The organism is Pauljensenia hongkongensis (assembly GCF_001746855.1).
Taxonomy (GTDB): Bacteria; Actinomycetota; Actinomycetes; order Actinomycetales; family Actinomycetaceae; genus Pauljensenia; species Pauljensenia hongkongensis.
This window is the reverse complement of the sequence record NZ_CP017298.1, coordinates 1814522-1824406: the sequence shown is the minus strand read 5'-3', so window position 1 is coordinate 1824406 and position 9885 is coordinate 1814522. Positions and strand designations below refer to the sequence as shown.

The following is a 9885-nucleotide window of genomic DNA, read 5'->3' as shown; positions in this document are numbered from 1 at the left end:
GCGCGCCTCCCGCCGCGAGGCCCTGGCCGCCCTGGGCCGGGCCCCCGCGCTGCGGCTGGCGGCGCCCCGGGCGCAGTGGACCGTCACAGACACCCTCCACGGCCAGTACACGGGGCCCGTCGACCAGTTCGTGGTGCGGCGCGCGGACGGCGTGCCCGCCTACAACCTGGCCTCCGTGATCGATGACGCCTTCCAGGGCGTCGACCAGGTGGTGCGCGGCGACGACCTGCTGGCGCAAGCGCCCGGGCAGGCGCAGTTGGCGTCCCTGCTGGGACTCGCCCAGCCCGTCTACGCGCACGTGCCCCTGGCGGTGTCGGAGTCGGGTGCGCGCCTGGCGAAGCGCGACGGCGCGGTCACGCTGGCGGACCTGGCGGACCTGGGCTGGGGGCCGGCCGACGCGGTCGGCCTCATCGGGGAGTCCCTGGGGGTCCGAGGCGCGCGCCGGGCTGCGGACATCGCCGACGCCCTGGGGGACCGGGGGCTGGAGGGGATCCCCGCGCGTCCGTGGGTCGTCGTCCCGCCGACCGGGCGCAGGCCGCACTGAACCGCGAGACGCCGAACGGCATTCCTTCTAATGGGGCCGCGCGCCTCGACCGCGGGACTCTTCAGCTATGCGCCCGACTATGCCGGGACCATCCACTACAAGATAAGCAGAACCCCCGCCGGTGGATCGCACCGAGGGGGGCCGCTGCGCGCTCGAAGGGACTCGAACCCCCAACCTTCTGATCCGTAGTCAGATGCTCTATCCATTGAGCTACGAGCGCTTCGCCGTTTGGCTGGGTACAAGGTTACACGGGAGGCCCTCGAATGCCAAAACGAGGGCCTGGGCTATGAGTCACACGCGCACCAGCCGCAGAACCACGGCGCTCCCCGCAGGGCGGGCCGTCGCATTGGCCCGCGATGCGGCCACCCGCGCGGGCCGGTGCCGCGGGGGCGTAGCGTGGCGCCATGACGGACCACACCGACATCCCCGGCATCGGGACCCTGCGCCCCGTGCCCGCCCTCGACCGCCTCGACCTGGTCGCCCCGCCGGTGGCGCGCGCGCTCACCGCGCTGGCCGCGCAGGACCCGGCCCTCGCCTCGTCGGCGCTCGTCGCGCCAATCGACCCGGATCTGGCGGACACCGAGACGATGACGCGGGCCTTCGGAATGGACTTGGCGCTGTCTTCCAACTGCATCCTGGTCGCGGGCAAGCGCGCGGGCGAGGAACGGGTGGCCGCGTGCGTCGTGCGGGCCACGACCAGCGCCGACGTCAACCACGTCGTCAAGAGGCTCCTCGACGTGCGCAAGGCGAGTTTCTGGCCCCAGGACCGCGCCGTCGAGGCCTCCGGCATGGAGTACGGGGGCATCACGCCGGTGGGCGTCCCCCCTCAGTGGCGCCTCCTCATCGACTCCCGCTGTGCCAGCGGGTGGAGCTGCATCGGGTCGGGCCTGCGCGCCTCGAAGCTCTTCGTGCCGGGGGAGCTGCTGGCCGCACTGCCCGCGGCGGAGGTCGTCGACGGCCTGGGCGCCTGAGCGCACCGCGGGCGCTGGCGGCTCAGCGGAGCACCCGTGTACGGGAAATACGAGGATCCTCCGCGCACCCGGCAGCGCACCCTTATCCTTGCTGCATTCCTGCCCTGGGGAGGTTCGGATGATACCGTCACGCGGAGGACCGTTCCCCAGTGTACACGCTCCCCGGAGCGCGGCTCCACCCCGGGGGGCGGCCCGCAGGACGCGGCCCAGGGGGCGGAGGAGGCCACGGCCCGGGGATCCGGAACCCATCCCCGGCCCGGCGCAACGCCAAGCTCGCGGCCCGCTGCCCTTGCCGGGCCCCGAAAACCGCCCCGGACCACTGCCCGGCCCAGCGGACCGCTCCCACGGAGCCCCCGCCGACGATAAACTACTCCCATGACGGAGCGCCCGTGCCCGGGCGTGGAACGACTACGACGGGAGCACGAGTGAATCCGTCCGCAGAAATGGCCGCACAGGACGCCCTGGCCGACAAGAGCGCCGCCGTCCAGAACGCGCGGAACAAAGTGACCATGCTCCTGGACCGCCTCGACCGTCAGAAGCTGTCCCCAGAGCAACTCGACTACGTCGACTCGGTCCCCGCCTCGCTCGAGCAGATCTGCACGGCCTTCGCCGCGGAGGAGCCCGAGTGCGCCCGCCGCGCTGCGGAAGAGGTCCAAGCCGTCCGCGACTCCGTCAGTGGCGCCACCGCAGTCGGCTTAATCCTGCCGCCCACCCTCTTCATCTCCGGCATCTTCATACCCCCCTTCCCGCTGTCCTTCGCATTGGCTTCGGTGACGGGCATAGTCGTGCTGATCGTCTGCTACACGGCGCTCCTGGGGCAGACCACCAGGATGCAGCAGGTGAGCGCACGGGCCTGGGGACCCGCCAACGCCGCGATCAACGCCATCGGCTGGCGGAACCCCGTCACAGGAGTGAACTGCGGGCACTTGCGCAACGTCGAGGAACTATTCCTGGCGACGGCCTCCGACGCCGCGCGACTCACGCTGATTCAAGAGCACCAGCTCGAGACCCAGGCCGCGCAGTTCAACGAGATGCAGCGCCAGCACATCGTGCTCGAGGAGCAGTTGCGCAGCGCACAGATACACCGCACCACCGTGGCACTCCAAGCGCAACGAGCCATGATGCATTCGTCAATCACACCCATTAACCGCCCCTGAACGGATCGGACGGGCCCCTCGCGCTCGAAGGAACGGGCTGGCGCCAACGCGCCAGCACCTGCGACGGGAATCTGCGGCGGGCACCCGCGCGACCGGGGCCGGCGCCCCCAGCACTCGATGTTGACACAGGGTGTTGACGCAAGAAAGCCCCGGAACCGCTTTCCGTTGCGGTTCCGGGGCTGAACACCTGCGGAGGATGGGGGATTCGAACCCCCGAGGGCTTGCACCCAACACGCTTTCCAAGCGTGCGCCATAGGCCACTAGGCGAATCCTCCGTGCACATCGTGCCGAACAATAGTAAACGGAAACGACCGCCGAAAGCGAATCCGCGCGGAAGCGCAGCCGGTGGCATCAATCACGGGGGCGGCGCCGTCACCACCTGAACACGATCGCGTACATGAAGATCCACCAGGCCAGCGCGCCCCCCGACAGGACGAGCGCCGCCGCGGACTCGTGGCGGCCCACCTGCCCGGGCAAGCCGGAGGAGCGGGCAAGGCCGACGATCCCGAGCACCAGGGTGACCGGGCAGAACAGCCCCAGCAGCGGCATCGCCAGGACCGACAGCCACAGGGCCACAGTCGCCACCGGGTTCGCGATCGGCTTGGGCGCGGTGTAGCCGCCCATCGCGAAGACCGCCGCGGCGTCAACCCCCTCCGTCCCGGGGAACACCTCCCCCAGGACGGCGTACCCGCCCCCGGGCGCCCCGGCGTACGGCCCGTAGGGGTCCCAGGCGGCCCCCGCCTCGTGAGAACCGGGGTAGTCGGGGGGCGCGGCGATGGGGGCGTTCGGAATGCTCACCCCCCAAGGGTCCCACAGCTCGGCCCGGATCACGAGGGTTCCAGGGAAACCGGTCACATAATCCCCGGATGTGACGTGCGCCCCCTTGGGGCGAAGTATCCTGATGTTCCGACCGGCTGACCGGCCACACGCCCATCACCTGATCGGAGACAGCTCGCTCATGAGCGCACAAAAGTCCAGCATTTTCACGTGGCGGACCCACGGGGACGGCACTTCCATCCAACCGGGCGACGTCGTCCTGCCCGGCGAGCGCCTCTCGTGGCCCCGCACGATCGGCATCGGAGCCCAGCACGTCGTCGCGATGTTCGGCGCGACGTTCCTGGTCCCCCTGCTCACCGGCTTCCCCCCGTCGACAACCCTGTTCTTCACGGCCGTGGGGACCCTGCTCTTCTTCCTCATCACAGCGGGGCGCCTGCCCTCGTACCTGGGCTCCTCCTTCGCCCTGATCTCGCCGATCCTGGCGGTCTCGCAGACCCTCGGCGCCGACTACGCCCTCGGCGGCATCATCGCCACCGGGGCGACGCTGGCCCTGGTGGGCGCGGTCGTCCACTTCGCCGGAGTGCGGTGGATCGACGCGGTCATGCCGCCGGTGGTCACGGGGGCGATCGTGGCGCTCATCGGTTTGAACCTGGCGCCCGCCGCGTGGAACTGGGTGAAGGAGGGGCCCGTCACGGCGGTCGTGACGATCGTGGCGGTCTGCCTGGTGACAGTGCTGTTCAAGGGCATCATCGGGCGCCTGTCGATCCTCATCGGCGTGCTCGTCGGCTACGCGGCGGCCATCGTCCAGGGCGAGGTGGACTTCACCGCCGTCGGCTCCGCCGCGTGGATCGGGCTGCCGCAGTTCCACGCCCCCGCTTTCGCGGTCTCGACGCTGGGCCTGTTCGTGCCCGTGGTCTTCGTTCTGGTCGCCGAGAACGTCGGCCACGTCAAGTCGGTGTCCGCCATGACGGGCGAGAACCTGGACGGCCTGACGGGCCGCGCCCTGGTCGCCGACGGCGTTTCGACAATGCTCGCGGGGGCGGGCGGCGGATCGGGCACGACGACCTACGCGGAGAACATCGGGGTCATGGCCGCCACCCGCGTGTACTCGACCGCGGCTTACGTGATCGCCGCGTTCTTCGCCTTCGCGCTGTCCCTCATGCCGAAGTTCGGCGCCCTGATCGCCACCATCCCCCACGGGGTGCTCGGCGGCGCGGGCACGGTGCTCTACGGGATGATCGGGATGCTGGGCGTGCGCATCTGGGTGCAGAACCGCGTGGACTTCTCCAACCCCGTCAACCTCAACACCGCGGCGGTGTCACTCATCGTCGCGATCGCCGATTTCACGTGGACCGTGTCGGGCATGGCCTTCGGCGGGATCGCCCTGGGGTCGGCCGCCGCGATCCTGGTCTACCACGGCATGCGCGCCGTCTCGAAGCTGCGCGGGACGAACCTGGAGGCCGCGTCCCCCGCCTCGGCCCCCTCCGGCTCCGAGCTGGAGGGCGAGGCCTACGCGAAGAGGCACCGCGCCGCCTCGGACTGACCCCCTTTCCGACGAGGCGGGGGCCAGGTTCCGACGAGGCCGGGGCCGGATTTCGACGAAGCCGGGGCCGGGGCTGTGCGCGCCCACTGTCGGAACGCGGCGAAGCGGGCACACTGCCGGAGCGCGGCGAAGCGGGCCCGCATTGGGGCCGGCCCCAGTTGGGACGCCTGGGCGGGCATGCGGAGGCCCACAGGATCCGCGGCCCGTCGGTGACGGAGCCCTTCATACCGCATGATCAGAGCGCGCGCGCCCGCACCGGAGCAGGATACGGGCCACTGGGGCAGGAAACTGCGCATTGGGGCAGGGCGCCTATCCACATCGGGGCAGGAAACAGGCCATTGGGGCAGGGCGCCTATCCACATCGGGGCAGGATACGGGCCATTGGGGCAGGAAACTGCGCATTGGGGCAGGTTATTAACCTGCCCCAATGCGGGCTAGCCTGCCCCAATGCAGCTCGCGGCGCCCGGGAGGGCACTGCCGGAGGCGCGGCGGGCGCGGCCGCACCTGGCCCAAGAGCGCCTGAGTCCGCGCGCCTCGGACTCCGGGGCCACCGAGCGGATCGAACCTGGCCCACGGGCGCCTGAGCCCGGGCGCTCCACGGGCCAGTTTTCACAGCGACGCCTCCGCTTTTACAGCGATGCCACACTTTGCAAGCGTTATAACACTGGCAAAGTGGCGGTATCCCTTTGAAAACTCCGCTTCGCTTGAAAACTGCCCCCGTACCCTCCCCAGGGCCGGCACCGTGCTGCGGATCCCGCCCGCTGCTCTCGCAAAACAGCCCCCGCACCCTCCCCAGGGCCGAGACTTCCCTTTGAAACCGCGGCATCACTTGCAAAACTGCTGGCGCAACTGCCCCGCGGCAAAATGGCACGGTAGCACCCCACCCGGACGAGGCGGTGGAGCCCATCGCCTACGCGACGGGCGGCCAGCCAACAGCTCCGCGGGCACGGACCCGCATCAAGGACGGGACAGGACGGGCGCCGCCCCCATCGGGGCAGGCAACAGGTCATTGGGGCAGGCAATCCGCCTACCCCAATGCGCGGTTCCCTACCCCAATGCCGTCCACTGGGCCCGGGAGGGCGCCCCCGCGCCCGTAGAGCCCCAGTCGACTGGTTGTCTTCCCCTCAAGCGCCGACAAGGGCGCCCCCGCCCCCGCGTCGGCAAACCCCCCGAACCCCCCGCGCCCACAAACCTCCAGATCCAGTGATATCCACCACTCAATCCCACCGGATCTGCGCCACGCATCACAAAAAGATTACATGTCATTAGTTTCCATGGCAGGGTATTCCCCATGTCCGAGCCGGAAGAACTCGACGCCTCGCTGATGGCCTCGCTCGTGATCGCGCAGATCGCGGCGTGGAACGCCATCGAGCGCGCCCTCTCAGCCTCGAGGGTCCCCCTCAGCTACGGGCGCTACCTGGTGCTCCTCACGATCACCGGCGCCTTGGGGCGCGCCCGCATCCAGGACGTCGCCAGCAGCCAGCGCATCACGGTCGGAGCCGCCTCGCGCCTCGTCGACCGCCTGTGCGCGGACGGCCTCGTCCAGCGCCACCCCTCGCCCACCGACCGGCGCGTCGCCCTGCTCTCCGTCACCGACGAGGGGGCGCGCAGACTCAGGGACGCCCAGGGGATCGTCGAGGCCGAGACGCGCCGCGTCTTCTCGCCCCTGGATCCCCACCAGCGCGCCTCGCTGTCGGCGATGCTCACGAAAGTCACTCTCACCGCGGAGGCCACCCGATGATCCGATTCGACGCAGTCTCGAAGACCTACCCCGGGGGCACCGTCGCCGTCGAGGACTTCTCCCTGCGGATCCCCGAGCGCACGACCACCGTCTTCCTGGGCACCTCGGGCTGCGGGAAGACGACCCTCATGCGGATGGTGAACGCGATGGTGGCCCCCACCTCGGGCCGCGTGCTCGTGCGCGGCCAGGACGTGGCGGAGCAGGACCCCGTGGCACTGCGCCGCTCCATCGGCTACGTCCTGCAGGAGGGAGGGCTCTTCCCCCACCGCACCATCGCCGACAACATCGCCACCGTCCCCCTGCTGGAGGGCGCGCCCCGCCGCCAGGCCCGGGCGCGGGCGCTGGAGCTCATGGCCCTGGTCGGCCTGGACCGCGACATGGCGGGGCGCTACCCCGCCCAGCTCTCCGGCGGCCAGCGCCAGCGCGTGGGGGTCGCGCGCGCACTGGCGAACGAGGCGGACATCCTCCTCATGGACGAGCCCTTCGGCGCCCTGGACCCCCTGGTGCGCGCCGACCTGCAGGCCGAGCTCATCCGCATCCGCGAGCAACTGGGCACGACCATCCTCTTCGTCACCCACGACATCGACGAGGCGTTCCTGCTGGGCGACCAGATCGCCGTGCTGCGCACCGGGGGGCGCGTCGCCCAGGTGGGCACCGCCCAGGAGCTGCTCTCCCACCCCGCCGACGACTTCGTCGCGGACTTCGTCGGCGCCTCGCGCGCCGCCAGGCCGGTCCGCATCGACCACCGGCGCGGGGGCCTGGTGGTCGACGAGGCGGGGACCCCCGTGGGCACCCTGCGCGAACCCGATCGGGGGGCGCGCCCATGACATGGCTGATGTCGAACTGGGGCCTGGTCGGCGAGCTCGCGCTCACCCACTTGGCCATCGCGGTGCCCGCCATCGTGTGCTCGGTCCTGGTCGCCGTGCCCGTCGGATGGTGCGCGGCTCGCTCCAAGCGCGTCGGACCGCCCGTGCTGGCGGTCCTGTCGGCGATGTACGCGGTGCCCTCACTGCCCCTGCTCATCATCGTTCCGGTGGTGGTGGGCGTCTCCTACCGCTCGCCCGTCAACATGGTGCTCATCCTCACCCTGTACGGCGTGGCCGTGCTGGTGCGCCAGAGCGCGGAGGGATTCTCCGCCATCGAGCGGGCCACCCTGCGCAGCGCCACCGCCTGCGGTTTCGGCACGGCGCGCCGGTTCTGGCAGGTGGAGCTCCCCCTGGCCGCCCCCGTCATCGTGGCGGGGACCCGCGTCGTCGTGACATCGACCGTCTCACTGGTGACGATCGGGGCGTTCGTGGGCGTGCGCTCGCTTGGGACCCTGTTCACCGACGGCTTCCAGCGCGGCCTGGTCGCCGAGGTCGTCGTCGGCCTGGCCGCCACCATCGCCCTGGCGCTCGGAATCGACGCCCTGGTCGCCGGGATCGGCAGGGCCGCGACGCCATGGACCCGTGCGGGCGCCGCCGCGGACGACGAACAGGGGGCCCGGGCATGAGCGTCCTCATCGAGGCCCTGCAGTGGTTGGCCGATCCCGGGCACTGGGGCGGGGAGACGGGTATCGTCTGGCGCACCGCGCAGCACCTGGGGATCACCGTTCTGGTCGTCGCCCTCGCGATGGCGCTCGCCGTGCCGGTGGGCACGTGGATCGGGCACACCGGCCGGGGCCGGTGGCTCGTGTCCGCCACCGGGGCCGCCCGCGCCGTGCCCACGCTCGGGGTGCTCACCCTGACCGGCCTCGCCCTGGGGATCGGACTGGCGGCGCCCGCGGTGGCGCTGCTGGTGCTGGCCCTGCCCCCCATGCTGGCGGGCACCTACTCCGGCATCGCCTCGACCGACCGCACCACCGTCGACGCCGCGCGGGCCATCGGGCTCACCGAATGGCAGGTGGTCACCCAGGTGGAGGTCCCCCACGCGATGGCGATCATCATGGCCGGCGTGCGCGGCGCCGTCCTGCAGGTGATCGCGACCGCCACCCTGGCCGCCTACACCGCGGACTACGGGCTGGGCCGCTTCCTCTACGCGGGCTTGAAGACCCGCGACTACGCCCAGATGATCGGCGGCTCGCTGGTGGTCGTGGTCCTGGCGCTCGTCGTGGACGCCGCCCTGGGCGCCCTCCAGCGCCGCATCGACTCGCGAGGAGCCCCCGACCCTGACCCCTCGTCCGCGGCCGCCCCCTCCGCGCAGACCGATCCCGGAGCCCCCGCCCACTAGCCGCCGACCGCCGCTCCGGCGGCACCGCACGGCCCCCGACCACCCCACACCCCACCGAGGAGACACCATGAGAAGGAAACACGCCGCCCTGGCCGTCGTCGCCGCGGGCGCCCTGGCACTGTCGGCCTGCGGCTCGGCCTCGTCGCTCGAGGGATCCGCGCCCTCGGGAGAGGCGCTGACCATCGGCTCGCAGGACTACTACTCGAACGAGATCATCGCCGAGGCCTACGCCCAGGCCCTGGAGGGCGCGGGCTTCGCGGTGAACAGGCAGATGCGCATCGGCCAGCGCGAGGTCTACATGCCCGAGGTCGCCAAGGGAACGATCGACGTGTTCCCCGAGTACACGGGGAACCTGCTGCAGTACCTCAAGGCCGACGCCACCGAGACCACCTCCGAGGACGTCTACCGCGCCCTCGCCGAGGCCATGCCCGAGGGCCTGCGCGCCCTGGACCAGGCGGGGGCCACGGACCAGGACTCCTACGTGGTCTCGGAGGAGTTCGCCCAACTCCACTCCCTCACCTCGATCGGGGATCTGGCGGGAGCGGGCACCGTGGTGCTGGGCGGGAACTCGGAGCTCGAGACGCGCCCCTACGGCCCCGAGGGCCTCGCCTCCGTCTACGGCGTCACCGCCACATTCACGCCCATCGAGGACTCGGGCGGGCGCCTGGCGGCCAAGGCGCTGCGGGACGGCACCGTGCAGGTGGCGGACATCTACTCGTCGAACCCGGTCCTGGCCGAGGGAGGGCTGAGGGTCCTCCAAGATCCCGAGGGCCTCTTCCTGGCCTCGCACGTGGTGCCCATCGTTTCGTCGAAGGTGGACGAGCGGGCGGCGGCGGTCATCAACTCGGTGAGCGCGGCGCTGACGCCCGAGGCGCTCATCGAGATGAACCGCCAGTCCACAGCGGAGCAGAAGTCCGCCGCCGACATCGCCCGCGCGTGGTTGG

At 71.2% G+C, this 9885-nt stretch carries 10 protein-coding genes, 2 tRNA genes and 1 other RNA gene; 9 read left to right on the top strand and 4 right to left on the bottom strand.

The window, feature by feature from the left end:
• A partial coding sequence (locus tag BH719_RS10190; protein WP_009744233.1) for a glutamate--tRNA ligase family protein occupies positions 1-544 on the top strand: 544 nt, incomplete at its 5' end.
• A gap of 147 nt (positions 545-691) precedes the next feature.
• Here the strand turns inward: BH719_RS10190 and BH719_RS07565 are convergent.
• Positions 692-764: transfer RNA gene (locus BH719_RS07565), tRNA-Arg, on the bottom strand.
• Positions 765-948: 184 nt separating this feature from the next.
• Here BH719_RS07565 and BH719_RS07560 point away from each other — a divergent pair.
• Positions 949-1515: a YbaK/EbsC family protein gene (locus BH719_RS07560; RefSeq protein WP_009744232.1), complete on the top strand. Its 567-nt coding sequence runs from the start codon at positions 949-951 to the stop codon at positions 1513-1515.
• A 48-nt stretch (positions 1516-1563) separates the two neighbouring features.
• Here the strand turns inward: BH719_RS07560 and ffs are convergent.
• An RNA gene (gene ffs, locus BH719_RS07555) (signal recognition particle sRNA small type) lies at positions 1564-1659 on the bottom strand.
• 281 nt (positions 1660-1940) lie between these two features.
• Here ffs and BH719_RS07550 point away from each other — a divergent pair.
• Positions 1941-2672 (top strand): hypothetical protein, encoded by a 732-nt coding sequence (locus BH719_RS07550; RefSeq protein ID WP_157098214.1) that lies wholly within the window; start codon positions 1941-1943, stop codon positions 2670-2672.
• 190 nt (positions 2673-2862) lie between these two features.
• Here BH719_RS07550 and BH719_RS07545 read toward each other — a convergent pair.
• Positions 2863-2947 (bottom strand) — tRNA-Ser (locus BH719_RS07545).
• A gap of 97 nt (positions 2948-3044) precedes the next feature.
• Positions 3045-3470, bottom strand: coding sequence for a hypothetical protein (locus tag BH719_RS07540; RefSeq protein ID WP_157098213.1), 426 nt, complete (start codon positions 3468-3470; stop codon positions 3045-3047).
• Positions 3471-3630: 160 nt separating this feature from the next.
• Between BH719_RS07540 and BH719_RS07535 the strand changes: the two genes are divergently transcribed.
• The 6 genes from BH719_RS07535 to BH719_RS07510 all read left to right on the top strand — a co-directional run.
• Positions 3631-4992, top strand: a complete 1362-nt coding sequence (locus BH719_RS07535) for a uracil-xanthine permease family protein (protein ID WP_034255378.1) — start codon at positions 3631-3633, stop codon at positions 4990-4992.
• Between the two features lie 1291 nt (positions 4993-6283).
• Entirely contained in the window at positions 6284-6733 is a 450-nt protein-coding gene (locus tag BH719_RS07530; RefSeq protein WP_009744227.1) for a MarR family winged helix-turn-helix transcriptional regulator, read from the top strand.
• Positions 6730-7560, top strand: a complete 831-nt coding sequence (locus BH719_RS07525; protein ID WP_009744226.1) for an ABC transporter ATP-binding protein — start codon at positions 6730-6732, stop codon at positions 7558-7560. The genes BH719_RS07530 and BH719_RS07525 overlap by 4 nt, the downstream gene beginning before the upstream one ends.
• Positions 7557-8225: an ABC transporter permease gene (locus BH719_RS07520; protein WP_009744225.1), complete on the top strand. Its 669-nt coding sequence runs from the start codon at positions 7557-7559 to the stop codon at positions 8223-8225. Before BH719_RS07525 ends, BH719_RS07520 begins: the two co-directional genes overlap by 4 nt.
• Positions 8222-8941, top strand: coding sequence for an ABC transporter permease (locus BH719_RS07515; protein ID WP_034255376.1), 720 nt, complete (start codon positions 8222-8224; stop codon positions 8939-8941). Before BH719_RS07520 ends, BH719_RS07515 begins: the two co-directional genes overlap by 4 nt.
• A 67-nt stretch (positions 8942-9008) precedes the next feature.
• Positions 9009-9885 (top strand): ABC transporter substrate-binding protein (locus BH719_RS07510; RefSeq protein WP_009744223.1); only part of this gene is annotated, 877 nt, incomplete at its 3' end.

Excerpts from the sequence above, each read along its gene's own strand:
- BH719_RS07560 (WP_009744232.1), top strand. The coding sequence starts at position 949 with ATGACGGACCACACCGACATCCCCGGCATCGGGACCCTGCGCCCCGTG.
- BH719_RS07535 (WP_034255378.1), top strand. The coding sequence starts at position 3,631 with ATGAGCGCACAAAAGTCCAGCATTTTCACGTGGCGGACCCACGGGGAC.
- BH719_RS07530 (WP_009744227.1), top strand. The coding sequence starts at position 6,284 with ATGTCCGAGCCGGAAGAACTCGACGCCTCGCTGATGGCCTCGCTCGTG.
- BH719_RS07525 (WP_009744226.1), top strand. The coding sequence starts at position 6,730 with ATGATCCGATTCGACGCAGTCTCGAAGACCTACCCCGGGGGCACCGTC.
- BH719_RS07520 (WP_009744225.1), top strand. The coding sequence starts at position 7,557 with ATGACATGGCTGATGTCGAACTGGGGCCTGGTCGGCGAGCTCGCGCTC.
- BH719_RS07515 (WP_034255376.1), top strand. The coding sequence starts at position 8,222 with ATGAGCGTCCTCATCGAGGCCCTGCAGTGGTTGGCCGATCCCGGGCAC.